We start from the raw sequence: 18,466 nt of genomic DNA, 5'->3' as shown, positions 1-18,466 counted from the left end.
CTCTTAGCCATAGATATGTCTATAAGTCAACGTAGTATTGTATATTTTTATTCAAAATATACAAGGCTTTCTTGCGGACAAGCCTTTATCTCCCTTGGGTTTGTGGCTAAATCTCGGGCAAACAGGGAAGAGCGGAATGGCCAGGACAAATGGTACGGCGGAGCATCCCGCCCTTGCGAACAGCGGTGAAATTCTCTCGCTTATTGCGACCGGTGCTGCCACGTCTCGGTCGGCGTTGCTCGACGCGTCGGGATTGTCGCGAGTGACTGTCACCCAGCGCCTGAATGCGCTGATTGACTCAGGCCTGATCCGCGAGACGGCGCGCACCATGCCGAGTGGCGGGAGGCCGACGCGCGTGCTTGGGATCAATGAACGGGCGGGTTTCTTTCTCGTCGCCAATATTGGCGAAGCCTACATCCATCTCGCCGCCATGGACCTCGAACCCGCGATTGTCTCGCAAAGTACAATACCGTTCAACGCGTCGGACGGACCGGCGGCTTCCCTTGAGCAGATTGCCGATGGGTTCGACGTCCTGGCAGCGAAGGCCCGAACCAGCCACGGCTCCCTTTTTGGGGTCAGCCTCAGCATGCCCACGCCGGTCGATTTCAAACGCGGTCGCGTCGTCGGTCCTTCGGTCCTTCACGGGTGGGATGAATTCGACATCATAGGCTGGCTGCGCCGTCGCTTCGATGTGCCAATCTATGTCGAAAATGACGTTAACCTGATGGCGATCCACGAGCATCGCCAGAATTTCCCGCATGTGGATGACATGTTCTTCATCAAAGCGGGAACGGGTATCGGCAGCGGCATTATCGCAGGCGGCAGGATCTTTCGTGGCGCTCAGGGCGCGGCCGGCGACATCGGCCATATCCAGTTCAATTCCGAGAACGCGCCTTTGTGCCGCTGTGGCAAGCTCGGTTGTGTCGAAGCCCGCGCCGGTGGCTGGGCGATTGCCCGGGACCTCTCGAGCAAAGGCTTCCAGGCGGAGAACGCCCGTGATGTCATATCGCTTGTCGAAATGCAGAAGCCGGAAGCCCTGATGCTGCTGCGCAGCGCTGGGCGGGTGATCGGGGAAGTCGCCTCCGATGTCGTCAGTATTCTCAACCCAAGCCTGATCGTGGTGGGCGGCACACTCGCCAAGGGTGGAGAGTTTCTGCTGTCGGGTATCCGCGAGCTTGTCTACCAGCGATGCCTTCCACTTGCCACGCGCGAGTTGCAGATCGTACTTGCCAATCCGCAGAAGGACAGTGCGCTTTTTGGCGCTGCTTATTTGGCGCTTGAGGATATCTTCAGCCTCGGGAAAGTGGAGGAACTCATCGATCGACTTTCCATCGACCGCGCCAATCCACTTTCACAAAGCAGCATGATTTCTGGATGACGCTGTTTCAGTGACACCCATGATTATCGCGACAAGATCCTTCTGAACTCCTTGGCGTACAGTCATCTCGCCCACATTTCTTGCCGCATGACGACAGCACCTACACCAATATCAAGGCTCATCCGCTGATCGACGGCTATGCCCGCCTCGGCATCGACCTGGTGGGCCGCTACCTGGCGCGCCGTCGCCGACGGGGCGGATACCGAAGCGCGGGCCGGGATGATGCTGGCCTCTTACTACGGTGGGGTGTGCTTGGGCCGGTCAATACCGCCGGTGGCCATGCTTTGGCCTATCCTCTGGGCACGCGGCTCAAGCTTCCCCATGGGCTGGCCAACGCCATCATCTTCCCGCACGTGCTGGCCTTCAACGCGTCTGCCTGCCCAGACAAGACTGCTGGCGTCGCCTCTATGCTGGGCCTCGGCGCCGGTGCGCGTGCCAACGACATTCTGACGAGCGCCATGGACTATTGCCAGGCGCTCGGCATCGAAATGCGTCTGTCGCGCCATGGCGCACAGGGGCAAGATTTGCCGATCTGGGGCGAGGAGGCCTTTGCCATAAAGCGCCTGATCGACAACAACCCCCGGCCGCTCGGGAGCCAGGACATTCTGTCGATCTATCGAAGCGCGCTCTGATCGACCTGTGGGCCTGCTCGGCGCGTCGGTGCCGGCCTTGCCGGCTGCGGCGCGTAGAACCAGCGCTGTCTTTTGGAGTGCGGATGGAAGGCTCCATTCGTGAGGTCCGTGTCGCTCGCTATGCCTGCCAGGCCGTGGCGGCGACACTCAGGGCTCCCGGCTTCATGCAGAGGCAAACTGTTGACCAAGCCCGGCATTGATCCAGGCACGTGTCTGTTCCAGCACCTCATCCGAAAGCGTGGGATCGTCGATCGCCCGAGCGATAATCACTGCTCCTACCATTGCCGCCCAGCTTCCGATCGCCACGCGGCGTCTGTCTGCCGCATCAAACTCCGGGAGCGCCTTGCCGATACGGTCGATCTGCGAGCGAAGGCCTTCGGTCATGGCCGAGCGTGCAGCCGGGGTCTGATGGCGGATGGCCGCAACAAGGCCCGCCGTTGGGCAACCACCGGCGGCATTATCGCGATGACGGGGCGAAAGATAGGCATCGACATAAGCGCGAAGATCGCCCTCTCCACCTGCGTCCAGGGCGAGGACATGGGCAAGGGTCTGCGCGATCAGGTCGTCCTTCGAACTGAAATGGCCATAGAAGCCGCCATGGGTGAGCCCGGCGGCTTTCATCACCTCCGCCACGCTGACTGCATCGAACCCCTTGTCGCGAAACAGCCGGCTGGCGACATCCAGAATTCGGCGACGGTTCTCCGCCATCTGTTCTCGACTGACCTTCATTTCAAATTCTCCGCCGGACCCCTGTTGACATTTACATGATGGCTATCATATTTAACTTCAATCATGATGATCGTCATGAATATAGGTTCTATCAGAGAAAAGAGCAATGCCATGACCACCATCCCGTCAGTCCTCATCACCGGCGCCTCCACCGGCATCGGAGCCGCCTATGCCGAGCGCTTCGCGCGCCGCGGGCACGACCTCGTGCTGGTTGCCCGTGACATGGCACGAATGGAGGCTCTGGGGACCCGTCTGCGTCAGGAAAATGGCGTGGCGATCGACATCATCCAGGCTGATCTTACGCAGCCTGCCGAGCTTGCAACGGTGGAGACGAGGCTGCGCGATGACGCCCGCATCGGGATCCTCGTCAACAATGCCGGAACGGCCATCGGCGGAAGCTTCATCGAGCAGGGCACCGACGACGTCGCGCGGCTCGTTGCGCTCAACACGACCGCACTTTTGCGACTTGCCAGCGCCATGGCCCCGCGTCTTGCGAAGGCCGGCGAAGGAGCGATCGTCAACATCGGCTCCGTGGTCGGCCTGGCGCCGGAGTTCGGCATGACGGTCTACGGCGCAACCAAAGCCTTCGTGCTGTTTCTGTCGCAGGGGCTCAGCCTCGAGCTCGCGCCGAAGGGTGTCTACGTCCAGGCCGTGCTTCCCGCCACGACGCGAACGGAGATCTGGGACCACGTCGGCGCCGACATCAACACGCTTTCCAACGTGATGGAGGTGGGCGATCTGGTTGATGCGGCGCTGGTCGGCTTCGACCGCCGCGAACCGGTGACCATTCCGCCGCTTCCCGATGCCGGGCAGTGGGACGCGCTTCAGGCCGCGCGCCAAGCCATGCTTCCGAACTATCGGAACGAACATCCCGCCGAGCGGTACCGCACGGTCGCCTGAAGACCAACGAAGCCATTTCGACAAACGATCCCGCCGCGGCGGGGACAAACAAAGGTGACCTATGACGAGCAAAACACTGTTTGAGCCCTATACTCTCGGCTCGCTGACCCTCTCCAATCGTATCGTCATGGCGCCCCTGACGCGCAATCGCGCTGGCCCAGGCTTCGTTCCAGGCGATCTCGCCGCGGAGTATTACGGCCAGCGCGCGTCGGCCGGCCTGCTGATTTCCGAGGCCACGCAGATCTCGCAGCAGGGACAGGGCTACCAGGACACGCCCGGCATCTACTCCCAGGCGCAGATCGACGGCTGGCGCAAGGTCACCGACGCCGTGCACACCAAGGGTGGCCGGATCTTCCTGCAGCTCTGGCATGTCGGCCGCATCTCGCACGTCGACCTTCAGGAGCATGGCGCCGCGCCCGTCGCGCCCTCGGCGATCCGGGCCGCGACCAAGACGTTCGTGAACAACGGCTTCGTCGAGGTTTCGGAGCCCCGAGCGCTGGCGCTCGACGAGCTTGCGGGGATCGTCAACGATTTCCGGCAAGCAGCCGCGAACGCCATTGAGGCCGGCTTCGATGGCGTCGAGATTCACGGCGCCAACGGCTATCTGCTGGACCAATTCGCCAAGGACGGCGCCAATGTCCGCACGGATGCTTATGGCGGATCGGTCGAGAACCGCGCCCGGCTGATGCTGGACGTTACGGCTGCGGTGGTCGAGGAGATCGGCGCTGAGCGTACCGGCATCCGGATTTCGCCCATCTCGCCCGCCAACGGCGTCTCGAGCGGCGCCCCCCAGGCGCAGTTCGACTATATTGTCGATCAACTCGACGCCTTGGGCATCGTCTACATCCATGTCGTCGAGGGCGCCACGGGCGGACCGCGCGATGTCGCGCCGTTCGACTTCGGATCGCTCCGCCGGCGCTTCAACAACACCTATATCGCCAACAACGGCTATGACCTCGACCTCGCTGCGTCGCAGCTTGCCGACGGCAAGGCGGACCTGTTCGCCTTCGGGCGCCCATTCATCGCCAATCCTGACCTTGTGGAACGGCTGAGGACGCGCGCGCCGCTGGCGGAGTTCAACCCGGCGACGCTCTATGGCGGCGGCTCCGCCGGCTATACCGACTATCCCGCGATCGCCGCCTCAAGCCACCCATGAGCCCATCGGGGCCGCGCCTGCGAGGCAGCCATCCCAACTCGACGGCAGCACCTTATCCTCTCGGAGAACATCGCAATGCGTATTCTGAAACAATCTGCCGTTATCGCGCTCACCGTGGTCGCCGCGCTCGCGTCCTCGGCAGCGAGGGCGGACAATGCCTCGCCAGTCGATTTGTGGAGGAACGTCGACGACGTCAGCGGCAAACCAAGGGCGCTGATCCGCATCACGGAAGCGAATGGGAGCTTGCAGGGCAAGATCGAGAAAGTCTTCCTAGCCCCGAACGAAAGCCCGACCTGTACGAAGTGCGAAGGCGCGCTCAAGAATGCGCCCGTCTTCGGCTTGGTGATCCTGTCCGGCCTGAAAAAGGATGGCGCCGGATTTACCGGCGGCCAAATCCTCGATCCGGATAATGGCAAAACCTATAGCAGCAAGATCTACGTGACCGATGGCGGCAAGAAGCTAAACGTGCGCGGCTACATAGGCGTGTCATTGCTGGGTCGTTCGCAGATTTGGCAGCGCCAGGAATAAGCGGCCGAGATCGACGCGAAAACTGCTCTATCCAGAGAAAACTTCTTAGAAAGGAAAAACGGCTTAGCGAGATGCCGGAGCCAGCATTGCGGACTGACGATGTACTGATCGAGATCGACGCGGCCAGCTCAATCTTCTGGATTCCAGATTCGCACTCCCTCATTCCCACTCGATTGTTCAAACAGCATATAACTCATTGACAAAAAACTACGCTCTTGATTTTAAAGGGAAAATCGCCACAAAAAGATATTTTGAGATTTCGCCAACTATCGGGGCCAATCGGCCGATTTTTTTGCACCTTGCAGCGTTCGACGCCGCGCCCAAGCCGTCTCGAAAAGTACCGTCACCGCCCCAGCTAAGGCATTAGCCCGAAGCCGTCGCGATCGACAAGCAACCGGTGTTGCACACATCCTACTACAGGCGGTGTGCTGTGAGCGCTGGCATCCACTCGATTCCTGCCGAATTTCCGGCTAGCCTGGGCGATAGATGGCTCAGTTCTGGTGGGTGATTCATAATCAGACCGCCCGTCAAGAGATTGATGGGCAGCACCTTTGGTCCCCCAAGACCGAGAGCAATGGCGCGCGAAGTGAGTTCTACAACAATATGCGCCGTCCGACGCCCGGCGACCTTGTCGTTTCGTATGCCGATCAAGCAATTAGGTATATTGGCAGGATAGCGGAATTCGTCTTCACCGCTCCGAAACCAATGGAGTTCGGAGAGACCGGGGCTTATTGGAATCAAGAGGGATGGCTTCTGCCGAACTTTGGGACACCGGGTTTCCCTTCGATCCATCCCCAAGACAATAATACGGAATCTAGGCCCGCTCCTGCCGAGGCGATATTCGCCATTCCATCTAGTTTCGGGCTCAGGCAATCAGAAAGCCTATCCAACAGGCATTCCACAGAATACCTTCGAGTTGGTGATAGCTTGCGCCACTTTCGGCCGCGAGGCGCTGTCACGCGGCGGCTTGAATAGCCCGAACTTTGAGGTGATTAATGAGCTTGGACGACATTGTCGAACGTCGTATAGCGGACGACGATCAGCTTGAAGACACGATCAAAAAGAGCGGCATCCTTGGACCTCCTGGGTAGTACAAATTGAAAATTGCGGCCTCATGTTTCAAACAGGTCGGTGGATGACCCGCGAGGATGGTTTCGAAGCGGGGTCGCCTACGGTCCTCAAGGCGAGAATTCTAGAAGACGTTCAGCAATGACCCATCACGTACAAAACGCTCGAATTCTCATGTACAGCCACGACACGTTCGGGCTCGGCCACTTGCAGCGCTGCCGGACAATCGCGCATTCGCTGGTCGAGGATTTCCGCGGACTTCAGGTGCTTATCATTTCGGGTGCGACTATCGCTGGCGCCTTCGACTACCGCGCCCGTGTCGACTTCGTGAAGATCCCCAGCGTCATCAAGTTGCGCAACGGCGAATACACCTCGCTGGAAAAGGATATCGATCTGCATGAGACGCTAAGGATGCGCCAGTCGATCATCCGCCACACCGCCGAGACCTTCCGGCCGGATATCTTCATCGTCGACAAGGAACCGCTCGGCCTGCGCGGTGAGATTGAGGACACTCTGTCCTACCTCAAGACGCGGGGCACCACGCTCGTGCTTGGCCTGCGCGAGGTGATGGACGCGCCGCATCTGCTCGAAGCGGAGTGGGCACGCAAAGATGTGATGCGCAAGATAGGCCTGTTCTACGACAAGGTCTGGGCCTATGGTCCGCCGGATTTCTACGATCCGTTGACTGGCTTGGATGTGCCGCCGGCTATCAGGGCAAAGATGAGGTTCGTCGGGTTCCTGCAACGGAGCCTGCAGCGGAACGAGTTGCCCGGCCACCGGCCCGAGGGCGACTATATCCTCGTTACCACCGGTGGCGGCGGTGACGGCGCCGACCTGATCCACGACGTCATCGATGCCTATCACCAGGATCCGCAATTGCAGCATAGGGCGCTGATCGTGCTTGGGCCTTACATGCCGGCGCGCAAGCGCAACAAGCTGCTCAAGAAGGGGTGCAAGATCCCCTACATCAAGATGATCGAGTTCGACAACCGCATGGAAGACCTGATTGCCGGCGCCAAGGCGGTAGTGGCGATGGGCGGTTACAACACCTATTGCGAGATACTATCTTTCGACAAGCCGGCGCTGATCGTGCCGCGCGTCACGCCCCGCGAGGAACAACTGATCCGCGCACGGCGCGCAGCCGAACTCGGCCTCATCGAGATGCTTTTGCCGGAAGAAGCCGAGGATTCCCAGCGGTTTGCCAATGCACTGAAGGTGCTGCCGGAGCGGCCCCGCCCATCGCAGAGCAATCCGCATCTGACGCTGGAAGGGCTGCCTCATATTTCCGAAATCGTCGCGGAACTGCTCGACCGGCGGGCCGGCCATCACCTTTCGGTCATTGAAGGCATGAACTGAGTTGCAACATCGCAAGATCGTCGTGGTTCTGAAGGGCTATCCGCGGCTGTCGGAAACCTTCATTGCGCAGGAACTGCTCGGTCTGGAGCGTGCGGGGTTCGACCTGATACTCGTCGCGCTCAGGCGGCCGACCGACTCAAAACGCCACCCCGTGCATGACGAGATCAAAGCGCTCGTCCACTATCTGCCGGAATATCTGCATGAAGAGCCGCTGCGCGTGGTTCGCTCGCTGTTTGCCTGTATGCTGTGGCCGGGCTTCTGGCGCGCGCTCGGATCGCTGGCTAGCGATATCCCCCGCGACTTTACGCGCAATCGCGCGCGCCGCTTCGGGCAAGCGCTCGTGCTGGCGGCCGAATGGCCGGAAGGCGCGGGTTGGCTGCATGCACATTTCGCGCATACGCCGGCATCGGTGACGCGCTATGCCAGCCAGCTTCGTGGACTGCCCTGGAGCTGCTCGGCCCATGCCAAGGACATCTGGACTTCGGCGGACTGGGATCTGGCCGGCAAGCTTTCCTCGGCGCGCTGGACAGTCACTTGCACGAAAACCGGCTTCGACCGTCTGAAAAAACTCGCTAACGGCAGCTCCTCTGTGCATCTGAGCTATCATGGGCTCGACCTTGATCGCTTCGGCAGTTTCGGCGAGGCGCGAAAACAGCATGATGGCTCGGCGCCGGACGAACCGGTTATCGTTTTGAGTGTCGGGCGCGCCGTTGAAAAGAAAGGTTACGATACCTTGCTGGAGGCCCTCGCCCTCTTGCCTGGTGATTTGGCGTGGCGTTTCGAGCATATCGGCGGTGGCGAGGAACTGGAACGGCTCAAGGCGCTGGCGCAAAAGCTCGGACTGGATGGTCGCGTCTCTTGGAAAGGCGCGCTTGCGCAGGAGGAGGTGCTCGAGCACTACCGAGGCGCCGACATCTTCGCCCTGGCCTGCAGGATCACCGCAAATGGCGACCGGGACGGTCTGCCGAATGTTCTGGTGGAGGCGGCCAGCCAGAGGCTTGCCTGCGTGTCGACCGATATTTCCGGCGTGCCGGAGCTTTTATCGCCGGATGAAACCGGGCTGCTGGTTCCGACGGAAAACCCAATTGCCCTGGCACAGGCGCTGGAGCGCCTGATCCGTGATCCCGTGCTGCGTGCCCGCCTCGGCGAGGCCGCAGAGCGGCGCGTGCGCGGCAATTTCGATCATATGGCAAGCATTGGACAGCTCAAGGAACTGTTCGAGCGGGAGTGGCGGGCCGCCGAATGAAGCGGCTGCGCGCTTTCTTCTATGTCCAGCACCTGCTCGGCATCGGCCATCTCGCGCGCGCCAGCCGCATTGCGGCGGCTCTGGTCGATGACGGGTTTGACGTAACCGTCGTGACCGGCGGGGCGCCGATCGCGGGGTTTCCGGGACTGGGTGTAAAATCTGTAATCCTGCCACCTGTCACCTCCGGTGATGAAGGATTTTCCGGACTTGTCGACCTGCAGGGCAAACCCATCGATGATGATTTCAAGAAAAGGCGTTCAGAGCTGCTGCTGCAGGCATTCCGGGATTGCAGGCCTGATATTGTCATTGTCGAGGCGTTTCCATTTGGACGCCGGCAGATGCGTTTCGAACTCTTGCCGCTGATCGAGGCCATCGACGCGACGTCGCCCAGACCGCTGCTGGCGACGTCCGTCCGTGATATCCTTCAGGAGCGCGTCAAGCCGGGCCGAAACGAGGAAACGGTCGATCTCATCAACAGGCATTTCGACCTTGTCATGGTCCACGGCGATCCGGCTTTCGCAACCATCGACAAGACATTTCCACTGGCTGGGGCGATCAGGACCGAGGTCACCTACACAGGGCTCGTTGCCGCGCCGCCATCGCCCGCGACCTCCGAGCGCTTCGACGTTCTGGTGTCGGTTGGCGGCGGGGCTGCCGGAAAGAGCCTTGTCAGCTCCACCATCGCAGCGGCGCGGAATGCTAACAACGGTTGGAAATGGTGTTTGATCACCGGCCCAAACCTGCCGAAAGACGAGTTTGACGCGATCGCACACGATGCCACGCCGGGCCTGTCCATCTTCCGGTTCCGCGAGGATTTCGCCAGCCTGCTGACCGGCGCCCGCCTGTCAGCCTCGCAGGCGGGTTACAACACGGTCTGCGATGTCCTGCGCGCGGGTTGTCGCTCCCTGCTCGTTCCATTTGCAGCCGGCGGGGAAACCGAACAGACGGTTCGCGCCCTGATGCTCGAAGAACTCGGTCTTGCAACGGTGCTGATGGAAAATGACCTGACGCCTGAAGGTTTGGCGCAAGCGATCGAACAGGCGCTTGTGGGACCGACGCCATCCGCGCATCGTCTCGATCTGGAAGGCGCGCGTCACTCGGCGCAAATCCTGCGTGAGCGGTATCGAACCTGGTCCCTAAAAGTGAGGCCCGGTTTCGGAAAAGTATATGATCAAACAGACGATGGATTCTAACGCGCGTCTGGCGAGGTTCGTGCGACGCGCTTCAAGTCCTTGTTTTTATCCACGTCGTTGTCCCAAAACCGCTACGCGGGCGAAATGCATCAGACAGTTCCAATCAGCATGAAGCGCGTATAATTTTTTGTCGGCAGTTCGCCGGAGAACCGCACCTCCCGTAGCGCCGCCATTGCTTCGAAGGCGGCAAGTGAAGCCACGCAGTTGATGTGCGTTGGCTCGCTGAAATAATCGTTCGATTGCAGCAGTACATTCATGCCCCGCGGAAGCAGAGCAAGCCAGGCGCGCAGATCGGCTATGTGTTCGCAGCTCGTATTGACCGTCAGGTCGGGCCGCCCGGCCGCATAGTCGAGTGCGTACATATCTGCCGTCAGCGCCCGGAACCGGTCGCCTGCTTCCCGGTTGAGGGTCCGGGCGACCGGCGCGACTTCGGGATCGATGTCGATGCTATCGACCGCCGCGATGTCGAAGCGGGCGTCGTTGAAAAGCATTGCCGGCAATATGCCGTACCATCCACCCAGAACCCATATGCGCTCGAACCGGCCGCCGCAGCTTTCGAACAGCCTATCAAGCGCCCACATCTTGCAGGCGACCTGCTTGTGGTTGAAGGCGTTGGCGATATCGGCCTTCGGATGCTTGGTAACGACGCGCGCCAGCCCTGCCACGAGAGGGCAGTTGACATAGGCAGCAATTCCCCGCGTGAGGTCCAAGGCTTGCTCGTGCCAGTCCATGCCGGCATTGCGTGGTTGCGTGACATCCATCATATTCGCCTTGTATGTTGGGATTTCGGGCGACACAACGCAATCTTGCCTCGCGCAAGGCTGTTGATTCGCGGATGTGATTATGCTGCAAGCTGCTTCGCCATTGCCCGGTGCCGGAGAGAGCCTGTTGCATCTGTCCGGAGCATCGGCGTCCATCTGCCAGCACCAGCCGCGCAGCCGGGGCCTCGGCTATTCGCCAAAAACCTACGGAAGCCGCGAACCGTTCGGCCAGCTGCTTTCTTCGCTGATCAACAATGCCCATGTCGTTGTCATCGACCATGCGCCGGAACTGGGTCGCGCCGCCTCGCGGGTTCCTTCCATCGTTGAGCGCAGGACAATCTCCCTGCACTGCAGCTTCGAGCTTGCCGCTGGCGACGAAGAAATCGCCGATACGCCATTCGCCAGCAGGTGCTTTTACATCCTGCATCTTTCCAACTGAAGGGTCCACAGCCGCATATGGAACCCAGCCTAGCCCGCTATATCTGGACGCACACCAAGAAGCAGCAACTCTGGATATTGATGATCGTCGTGCTTTCGATGATCCCGTATTTCATGTCCTTCGACCTGCCGAAGCTGATCGTCAACGGCCCGATCCAAGGTGGCGGCTTCGAGCAACCGGGCGCGACCCAGCCATTCATGAGGCTACACTATAACCTGCCGTTCATTGGAGAGGTCCAGTTCTTCTCCGGTTTTCAGCTCGATCGCAAGGAGACGCTGTTTGCGCTGAGCGTTGTGTTTCTCTTGCTGGTCATCATCAACGGCCTGTTCAAACTCTACATCAACACCTACAAGGGCCGCCTCGGCGAACGCATGCTGCGGCGTATCCGTTTCGATCTGGTCGATCGTGTGCTGCGGTTTCCGCCGGTTTACTTCAAGCGGGTGAAATCCGCCGAAGTGGCGACCATGGTGAAGGACGAGGTGGAGCCGCTGGGCGGCTTCATCGGCGATGCCTTCGTGCAGCCGGTGCTGCTCGGCGGCCAGGCGCTGACGGCCATGCTGTTCATCATGGTCCAGAACGTCTGGCTGGGAATGATAGCGGCCGTGATCGTGGGGATCCAGATCGTGCTCATCCCGCGAATGCGGCGGCGGCTGATCGTGCTCGGGCGCGAGCGGCAGTTGACGGCGCGCGCGCTTTCGGGCCGGGTTGGCGAAATCGTCGACGGCATCGGCGCGGTGCACGTCCACGACACATCAAACTACGAGCGGGCCGACATAGCTGCCCGGCTCGGGCTTATCTTTAAAATCCGTTTCGATCTTTACCAATGGAAATTCATGGTGAAGTTCCTCAACAATTTTCTCGCGCAGGTCACGCCCTTTTTGTTCTACATGATCGGCGGGTACCTGGTCATCCAGGGCCGGTTGGACGTCGGCCAGCTCGTGGCCGTGATCGGCGCCTACAAGGACCTGCCCGGACCGATGAAAGAACTGATCGATTGGGATCAGGCGCGGCAGGATGTCCAGGTCAAATATCAGCAGGTCGTTGAACAGTTTACCGCCGAGGGTCTCATTGCGCCGACAATCGGGGCATTGACGATCGACGATCCCGCTCCGATGACCAACCCCCTGTCGGCCATCAATCTGTCCATGGCAGACGATGGCGGTGCAATGCTCCTCGATCGTATCTCCCTCCAGGTCAGGCCGGGTGAGACGGTGGCGCTGGTCAGCACCACAACAGGTGGAGCGGAGGCGCTTGCAGAAGCCTTCGCGCGGCTGAATCGGCCGGACAGCGGAAGGGTCGCTTCGGGCGCCGACGACCTGCTTGAACTCCCCGAAGCAGTGACCGGCCGGCGCATGTCCTATGCCTCGTCGGATGTTTTCCTGTTCCAGGCAAGCCTCCGCGATAACCTGCTCTACGGGTTGAAGCACGCGCCGCTGACATCGGTGACTTATGAGGGTGCTGCGGCAGACCAGCGCCGCTGGAACGTCGACGAGGCGCGTCGGTCGGGCAATCCGGAGCTTGATATCCACAGCGACTGGATCAACTATGCTTCCGCTGGCGCTACCGGCCCGCACGACCTCTTTGAAGCCGTGCGCCGGGTGCTCGACGCGGTTGTTCTGTCGCGCGACATTCTGGATCTTGGCTTGCGCTCTTCGGCCGACCTCACGCGTCACACGGAGCTTGCCAGGCGGATCGTCGAACTGCGTGCGGCGCTGCGAACCCGGCTGGAACACGAAGGGCTGAGCGGACTGGTGGCTCCTTTCGAACCGGGCGCGTACAACAAGGAAGCAACGATCGGCCAAAACCTGCTCTTCGGCGCTGCCGCCGGCCCCGAACTGGCCGACAGGGCTCTGGCGGCCAATCCCTATTTTGCTTCTGTGCTGAAGCAAGCCGGCCTCGACCGCACGTTCTACGAAATGGGCATGGAGATCGCCGAACAGGCGATCGAGCTGTTCGCCGACCTGCCGCCCGATCACCAGTTCTTCCAGCAGCTCGCCTTCATGAGCGCCGAGGAGATACCCGCCTACGAAAGCTTGCTGCAACGGCTCAAGAACCGTCCCTACGAGGCGGTTTCGGAGAACGACCGCGCCATGATCATCACCTTGAGCTTTAACTATATCGAGCCCCGGCACCGCTTCGGCCTGCTGAGCGACGAGCTCATGAGCAAGATCGTCGCTGCACGCAACCGTTTCTATGAAAACCTGCCGCCCGAGCTGCAAAATGCAGTCGAACGATATGATCCTGCCAAATACATTGCCGCGGCTACCGTCATGGACAATGTCCTGTTCGGGCGTGTGGGCACCAACCATCCCGACGCGCCGGACCGTATACGGTCTATCGTCTATGACATCCTTGACGAACTGGGGCTTTATGACGAACTTCTGGATGTCGGCCTGGACTTCAACGTCGGCTCCGGTGGCAGGCGGCTGACCGGTGGACAGCGACAGAAGCTCGATGTTGCCCGGGCCCTGATCAAGCGTCCCGATTTTCTCATTCTCAACCGGCCGCTGTCGGCGCTCGACCAGCGCATGCAGGATAAGGTGCTGCGAAACGTGCTCGAGGAAGCCAGACGCGACGGCCATTCGCCGGCAATTGTGTGGGTCGTGACGAATCCGGCAATGGCGATGATGTTCGATCGCGTTGTCGTCTTCGACTCGGGTCGTTTGGTGGAAGACGGAACACACGAGACACTTTTGGCAGGGAACGGTATCTTCAAGGAACTGCTGTCATAGAGCTTTGGACATTCCGATGGGATCATTCTGCCGGTGGGAACTTGTTGCAAGGTCAAGGGATTGAGGTTTGCACCTGATCCGGGCTCGCTACCATTCGCGTGGTTCGTCTCGCCATCCCGGAAACAGAATTGATTCCATCTGGGCGTCCGTTGGTCTAGTCTGGCAAACGCGAATTGGGAAGGTTTGCGACAATGCTGCTCAAGGATGAAGTTGGAATGCTGCAACGCGTTCCCTTGTTCGCTGCCATCGAGCCGACAAAGCTCAAGCTGCTTGCGTTCACATCCGATCGTGTGAGCTACAGCGCCGGCCAGATCCTTTTCCGGCAGGGCGACGAGGGAGACGCCGCCTATGTCATCCTTTCAGGCAGGGCGGATATTCTGGTCGATTCCGACAGCGGACCGATAAAAGTTGCCGAACTGGAGTCAAATTCTATTGTTGGCGAGATCGCCATATTGTGCAACAGCTCCCGCACTGCCACCGTCAGAGCGGCAAGTCCGCTGGAAGTCTTGAGAATCCGTAAGGATCATTTCCTGAGGCTTATGAGGGAGTTCCCGGAAATGACCATCGAGATATTGCGGGTTCTTGCCGATCGCCTAAGCCATACGACCGCGGATCTGATCGACGCACGAAGCGCCAAATAACCAAGACGTGCGCTCGATCCTCGCCGTCGTGATGGCATTGTCCTCTTGCTGAGAAGGCCGCCCGGAGAAAGCCTGTCTCGCATAGCAGCAGTTGTTTGGCTAAGATGGGCGAAGGGGTAGCATGGACGACGACGTTTTCCTGGTCAGGTTTTGGGGTGTGCGCGGCAGCATTTCGGTATCAGGGCCAGAATTCTCTCGCTATGGCGGCAACACAATCTGCATTGAGATGCGATGCGGTAAGCATACGCTTCTGTTCGACGCGGGCTCTGGCCTACGGCCTGCCGGCGGGGCGCTTCAGGCGTCGGCCGTGACCGATTTCGACCTGCTTTTCACCCATTGCCATTACGATCACATCATCGGGTTGCCGTCTTTTGCGCCGATCTATGACCGGAGCGCCAAGGTTACGCTTTGGTCCGGGCATCTTGCAGGACACATGACGACCCGGCAGATGGTCGATGAGTTCATGCGGCCGCCGTGGTTTCCGGTGAAACTGGAGATCTGCAAGGCAAGCCTCGACTATCGCGATTTCGTATCCGGAGACGTGCTTCGGCCGCGCGAAGGGGTGGTGGTCCGAACCGGCAGTCTTATCCATCCGGGCGGCTGCATAGGCTACCGAGTCGAATGGGGCGGCCGCGTCGTGGCGGTGATCACAGACACTGAGCACGAGCCGGACAAACTCGATCAGGCGGTGCTCGCCCTGATCGAAGATGCCGACCTCGTCATTTACGATTGCACCTACACCGAGGAGGAAATGGAACGCCGCCGCGGTTACGGGCACTCGACATGGCAACAGGGCGTCAAGCTCTGTGAGGCGGCCGGTGCGCGGGGGCTTGCGCTGTTTCACCACGATCCGACGCGGACCGACGAGGACCTGGACGAGATCGAGAAACTGGCCAAAGACAGGTTTACCGGCGCTTTTGCCGCGCGGGATGGCCAGACGCTCAAATTTCCAGTCTCATTGCGCAAAAAGCGCTGAGCTATTTTCCTCTAGAGCGGTTCACCGTTTCACAGAAACGGCGAACCGCTCTATCTCTTTGTTTTGACGCAATTCCCAAGGGAAAGCGCTACGCGCTTTTCCCGGGAAAACCGCTCACACTTTTCCTGGAATTGCTCTAGCGGCGCTGCGCCCGATCAATGTCCTGATCGGAAGCCATGCGCAGGCTTCAGTCTGTGCGGTGACTGTGAACAGCCGTTCGAGGAAGAGCCAGGCCGATTCATCATGCACGAGATGGTGGGTGAGCAGGCCGACCGGTTCGCCGCCGTCGATTGCATGCTGCAATTGCGCGATGATAGCCTGAACCAATAGGCCATGATCGCGGCAGCCGCGCGTGCCATGCCAATCCATGATGTCGACATTGCTGTTGATGACTGCAAGTGAAGCCGGCCTCGGCGGCCCATAGACCGACAATGCCGAAAATCCTATCGATCCAAGGTCGGATACCAAGCCGGCTTCGATCCTGTTCCAAGGTGGCACCAGCATCGGAACGGCACGTGCGCGGTGCAGTTCGGTTACGTGCGTCAGCCCGCGAGCCAGATCATCGAGCACCGCCTCGCGTGGCCGATGCGCGCCGAGTTCCTGCTTTTTCTGGTGCTCGGGCGCATGATTTCGGTGCGCCCAGCCATGGATGGCGACCGTGGCATGCGGCGCCTCGCCAAGCCGGACGACAAGCTTCTCATCAGTCAGGGCCGGAATGACGGCCAGAGTGACCGGAACCGCGAATTTACCGGTAAGGTCGAGCAGCCGATCAAGCGCAGGCGTCGGATCCACGGCGTCGTCGTCGCGCAGCCAGAACTCTGCCTTACGGTCCGCCCGTTGCAGGCACGCCAGTTCTTCCACCAAGGGCTGCCAGATCTGATCGGATGTCATGAAACCGGGATCTTCGCAAGAAGTTTGGCCAGACGCGCCGCTGCAACACCGAGGGAACGTTCTTCGAGGATGAAACGCCTGGCTTCCGCGGCCATGATGGTTCTTTCGTCGTTGCCGGCCAGAAGCCTTTCAATGGCAGAAGCGAACGCCGCCACATCGCCCGGCGGGGTGAGAAACCCGGTCTGGCCATCCCGCACGACCTCCGGCACGCCGGCGATGTCCTGAGCCACCACCGGAAGGCCGGCGGCCTGCGCTTCAAGATAGGCAACGCCATAGGCCTCGCCATAACCCGGCCAGACGTAAATTCCCCCACGGTAGAGGACATCCGGCACGGCGGCTGGCTCAATCGCGCCAAGCCATTCGATACGGTCGGCGGGCAAGCCGGCGAATTGCGCTTTGACCTCGTCACGGGCAGGCCCATCCCCGACGACCGACATGGTCCAGGGCACGTGGCCGATCGGACCGAGCGCCTGCGCCAGCATGCGATAGCTTTCGACTTTGTCGCCCGGGCGCATCATGGCGACGGTAACGAGGCGCGTCGGACAACCCCGTGCCGGCAGTTCCCGGAATACCGATGTGTCGATGAAGGGCGAAAGCATACCGAGAGCGGCGTCGGGAATCGCATCTGTCAGTCCCTGACGATCCCTTTGCGTGAAGCAGATGTTCAGCGCTGCCTGTTCGACGGCTCGCGCCACCAACGCTTGCGTATCGGCCCACAAGCCGGCGTTGCGCCGCCTCGAATAGGAGGCTTCCGCTGTCACGTAGGGGACAGCAAAGGCCGACGCCAGCTCGGGCCCGATCAGGTCGGGCGCCTTGTAATAGAGATGATAGGAGAACCAGAGATCGGGCTTGCCGTCACGATCCCAAAGCTTGGTCAGCCGCGCGGTCTCCTCTCGGGCCTCGGTCTTGAGCGCATCGAAACTCTTCGACTCCGGTTCGCGTAGATACAAGCGCAATTCGGATGCCAGTTCGACGCTATGCCCACCATGCTCCAGCGCCTTGACCAGCATCCGTGCCATCTGGCGGTCGCCGGAGGCAACAGGATGATTGGGTGACTTCAGCGGCGCGTAGAAAGCAATTCGCATCCCGGACCCTATCATCGGAAAGCCTGCGCAAGTCAATTTCGAACCATGATCGACTTCACCCTTCAAGCACTGGAATGTGCTATCTGATGCTCATGGAAACAGCTGCCGCGTCCGACCCGTTTGTCGCTTCTTTGCCGGTCTTCGCAAGGTTCGAAAGCGTTGCCGATATCGATAACTATCGGCCTCTCCCCGATGGCTGGGCGCTGGCCACCGCAGACATCGTCGGCTCGACCAAGGCGATCGAGGCGGGGCGCTATAAAACCGTCAATATGGCCGGTGCCAGCGTCATTTCGGCGCTGCTCAATGCGCTGGGTAGGCAAGATCTTCCCTTTGTCTTCGGCGGCGACGGCGCGCTCGTGGCGTTTCCTGGCTCGGCGCTGGAGATCATCCGCAACGCGCTGGCGGCTGTCCAGAGATGGGTGGCGGACGAACTGGATCTGACCTTGCGTGCCGCAATCGTGCCGATAAAGGATATAAGAGCGCAAGGCCTCGACGTTCGCGTGGCGAGGTTCCAGGCCTCCGAAGCGGTCTTCTATGCCATGTTCGCCGGAGGTGGCGGCAGTTGGGCGGAAGCCGAGATGAAAGCCGGGCGCTACCGCATCGATCCTGCGCCGGCCGGCGCGCGGCCGGATCTGACCGGCCTCTCCTGCCGCTGGAACCCGATCGAAGCCCAGCATGGCGAAATCGTCTCGATCATAGCCGTACCGGGGGCGTTGCGCGACCTGCGCGGTTTTCAGTTTCTGGCTTCCGACATC

Annotated in this window: 17 protein-coding genes; 13 read left to right on the top strand and 4 right to left on the bottom strand. The window is 60.4% G+C overall.

All coding sequences use genetic code 11. The features are described 5' to 3' along the window. Window positions 1-136 precede the first annotated feature (136 nt). Both EOC93_RS03750 and EOC93_RS03745 read left to right on the top strand, forming a co-directional pair. Window positions 137-1,378 carry an ROK family transcriptional regulator gene (locus EOC93_RS03750; protein WP_095483635.1) on the top strand — a complete coding sequence of 414 codons (1,242 nt, stop codon included), beginning with the start codon at window positions 137-139 and terminating at the stop codon, window positions 1,376-1,378. Between the two features lie 80 nt (window positions 1,379-1,458). Continuing rightward, on the top strand, window positions 1,459-2,010 hold the full coding sequence (locus EOC93_RS03745) for an iron-containing alcohol dehydrogenase (protein WP_127203883.1): 552 nt from the start codon (window positions 1,459-1,461) through the stop codon (window positions 2,008-2,010). Window positions 2,011-2,172: 162 nt separating this feature from the next. Here the strand turns inward: EOC93_RS03745 and EOC93_RS03740 are convergent, their stop codons facing one another. Further along, complete coding sequence (locus EOC93_RS03740; RefSeq protein WP_126103584.1) at window positions 2,173-2,739, bottom strand: TetR/AcrR family transcriptional regulator; 567 nt, start codon at window positions 2,737-2,739, stop codon at window positions 2,173-2,175. A 111-nt stretch (window positions 2,740-2,850) separates the two neighbouring features. On the opposite strand from EOC93_RS03740, the gene EOC93_RS03735 reads away from it, so the two are divergent. The 6 genes from EOC93_RS03735 (at window position 2,851) to EOC93_RS03710 (ending at window position 10,186) form a co-directional block, all read left to right on the top strand. Next, entirely contained in the window at window positions 2,851-3,639 is a 789-nt protein-coding gene (locus EOC93_RS03735; protein ID WP_095483990.1) for an SDR family oxidoreductase, read from the top strand. A gap of 61 nt (window positions 3,640-3,700) precedes the next feature. Further along, on the top strand, window positions 3,701-4,795 hold the full coding sequence (locus EOC93_RS03730; RefSeq protein ID WP_127203882.1) for an alkene reductase: 1,095 nt from the start codon (window positions 3,701-3,703) through the stop codon (window positions 4,793-4,795). 75 nt (window positions 4,796-4,870) lie between these two features. After that, on the top strand, window positions 4,871-5,323 hold the full coding sequence (locus EOC93_RS03725; protein WP_127203881.1) for a DUF2147 domain-containing protein: 453 nt from the start codon (window positions 4,871-4,873) through the stop codon (window positions 5,321-5,323). 1,209 nt (window positions 5,324-6,532) lie between these two features. Continuing rightward, the gene (locus EOC93_RS03720) at window positions 6,533-7,747 is read left to right on the top strand and encodes a glycosyltransferase family protein (protein ID WP_095483629.1); all 1,215 of its coding nucleotides are present in this window, start codon (window positions 6,533-6,535) and stop codon (window positions 7,745-7,747) included. Window position 7,748: 1 nt separating this feature from the next. Continuing rightward, the gene (locus EOC93_RS03715) at window positions 7,749-8,993 is read left to right on the top strand and encodes a glycosyltransferase (protein ID WP_095483628.1); all 1,245 of its coding nucleotides are present in this window, start codon (window positions 7,749-7,751) and stop codon (window positions 8,991-8,993) included. After that, window positions 8,990-10,186, top strand: coding sequence for a glycosyltransferase family protein (locus EOC93_RS03710; protein WP_127203880.1), 1,197 nt, complete (start codon window positions 8,990-8,992; stop codon window positions 10,184-10,186). The genes EOC93_RS03715 and EOC93_RS03710 overlap by 4 nt, the downstream gene beginning before the upstream one ends. Window positions 10,187-10,275: 89 nt before the next feature. Here the strand turns inward: EOC93_RS03710 and EOC93_RS03705 are convergent, their stop codons facing one another. Next, window positions 10,276-10,947: a class I SAM-dependent methyltransferase gene (locus tag EOC93_RS03705; protein WP_127203924.1), complete on the bottom strand. Its 672-nt coding sequence runs from the start codon at window positions 10,945-10,947 to the stop codon at window positions 10,276-10,278. Between the two features lie 82 nt (window positions 10,948-11,029). Here EOC93_RS03705 and EOC93_RS03700 point away from each other — a divergent pair, with 82 nt between their 5' ends. The 4 genes from EOC93_RS03700 (at window position 11,030) to EOC93_RS03685 (ending at window position 15,735) form a co-directional block, all read left to right on the top strand. Continuing rightward, complete coding sequence (locus EOC93_RS03700; RefSeq protein WP_127203879.1) at window positions 11,030-11,386, top strand: hypothetical protein; 357 nt, start codon at window positions 11,030-11,032, stop codon at window positions 11,384-11,386. A gap of 17 nt (window positions 11,387-11,403) precedes the next feature. Next, entirely contained in the window at window positions 11,404-14,118 is a 2,715-nt protein-coding gene (locus EOC93_RS03695) for an ABC transporter ATP-binding protein (protein ID WP_127203878.1), read from the top strand. A 191-nt stretch (window positions 14,119-14,309) separates the two neighbouring features. Beyond that, window positions 14,310-14,759: a cyclic nucleotide-binding domain-containing protein gene (locus tag EOC93_RS03690; RefSeq protein ID WP_095483624.1), complete on the top strand. Its 450-nt coding sequence runs from the start codon at window positions 14,310-14,312 to the stop codon at window positions 14,757-14,759. A 121-nt stretch (window positions 14,760-14,880) separates the two neighbouring features. Further along, window positions 14,881-15,735 carry an MBL fold metallo-hydrolase gene (locus tag EOC93_RS03685; protein WP_095483623.1) on the top strand — a complete coding sequence of 285 codons (855 nt, stop codon included), beginning with the start codon at window positions 14,881-14,883 and terminating at the stop codon, window positions 15,733-15,735. Window positions 15,736-15,849: 114 nt separating this feature from the next. Here EOC93_RS03685 and EOC93_RS03680 read toward each other — a convergent pair whose 3' ends face one another. Together EOC93_RS03680 and EOC93_RS03675 are read right to left on the bottom strand one after the other, a co-directional pair. After that, the gene (locus EOC93_RS03680; RefSeq protein ID WP_127203877.1) at window positions 15,850-16,626 is read right to left on the bottom strand and encodes a polysaccharide deacetylase family protein; all 777 of its coding nucleotides are present in this window, start codon (window positions 16,624-16,626) and stop codon (window positions 15,850-15,852) included. Further along, on the bottom strand, window positions 16,623-17,711 hold the full coding sequence (locus EOC93_RS03675; protein ID WP_127203876.1) for a glycosyltransferase family 4 protein: 1,089 nt from the start codon (window positions 17,709-17,711) through the stop codon (window positions 16,623-16,625). Before EOC93_RS03675 ends, EOC93_RS03680 begins: the two co-directional genes overlap by 4 nt. A gap of 74 nt (window positions 17,712-17,785) precedes the next feature. On the opposite strand from EOC93_RS03675, the gene EOC93_RS03670 reads away from it, so the two are divergent. Beyond that, window positions 17,786-18,466: DUF3095 family protein (locus EOC93_RS03670; protein ID WP_127203875.1), on the top strand; the 681-nt coding region annotated here is incomplete at its 3' end.

Source organism: Mesorhizobium sp. M6A.T.Ce.TU.002.03.1.1 (genome assembly GCF_003997275.1).
GTDB lineage: Bacteria > Pseudomonadota > Alphaproteobacteria > Rhizobiales > Rhizobiaceae > Mesorhizobium > Mesorhizobium mediterraneum.
This window is presented reverse-complemented; position numbering and strand designations above follow the sequence as displayed.

Bases quoted from the DNA above. Each gene is read 5' to 3' on its own strand.
- EOC93_RS03750 (WP_095483635.1), top strand. From the start codon at position 137: ATGGCCAGGACAAATGGTACGGCGGAGCATCCCGCCCTTGCGAACAGC.
- EOC93_RS03740 (WP_126103584.1), bottom strand. From the start codon at position 2,739: ATGAAGGTCAGTCGAGAACAGATGGCGGAGAACCGTCGCCGAATTCTG.
- EOC93_RS03735 (WP_095483990.1), top strand. From the start codon at position 2,851: ATGACCACCATCCCGTCAGTCCTCATCACCGGCGCCTCCACCGGCATC.
- EOC93_RS03730 (WP_127203882.1), top strand. From the start codon at position 3,701: ATGACGAGCAAAACACTGTTTGAGCCCTATACTCTCGGCTCGCTGACC.
- EOC93_RS03725 (WP_127203881.1), top strand. From the start codon at position 4,871: ATGCGTATTCTGAAACAATCTGCCGTTATCGCGCTCACCGTGGTCGCC.
- EOC93_RS03720 (WP_095483629.1), top strand. From the start codon at position 6,533: ATGACCCATCACGTACAAAACGCTCGAATTCTCATGTACAGCCACGAC.
- EOC93_RS03710 (WP_127203880.1), top strand. From the start codon at position 8,990: ATGAAGCGGCTGCGCGCTTTCTTCTATGTCCAGCACCTGCTCGGCATC.
- EOC93_RS03705 (WP_127203924.1), bottom strand. From the start codon at position 10,947: ATGGATGTCACGCAACCACGCAATGCCGGCATGGACTGGCACGAGCAA.
- EOC93_RS03700 (WP_127203879.1), top strand. From the start codon at position 11,030: ATGCTGCAAGCTGCTTCGCCATTGCCCGGTGCCGGAGAGAGCCTGTTG.
- EOC93_RS03695 (WP_127203878.1), top strand. From the start codon at position 11,404: ATGGAACCCAGCCTAGCCCGCTATATCTGGACGCACACCAAGAAGCAG.
- EOC93_RS03690 (WP_095483624.1), top strand. From the start codon at position 14,310: ATGCTGCTCAAGGATGAAGTTGGAATGCTGCAACGCGTTCCCTTGTTC.
- EOC93_RS03685 (WP_095483623.1), top strand. From the start codon at position 14,881: ATGGACGACGACGTTTTCCTGGTCAGGTTTTGGGGTGTGCGCGGCAGC.
- EOC93_RS03680 (WP_127203877.1), bottom strand. From the start codon at position 16,626: ATGACATCCGATCAGATCTGGCAGCCCTTGGTGGAAGAACTGGCGTGC.
- EOC93_RS03675 (WP_127203876.1), bottom strand. From the start codon at position 17,711: ATGCGAATTGCTTTCTACGCGCCGCTGAAGTCACCCAATCATCCTGTT.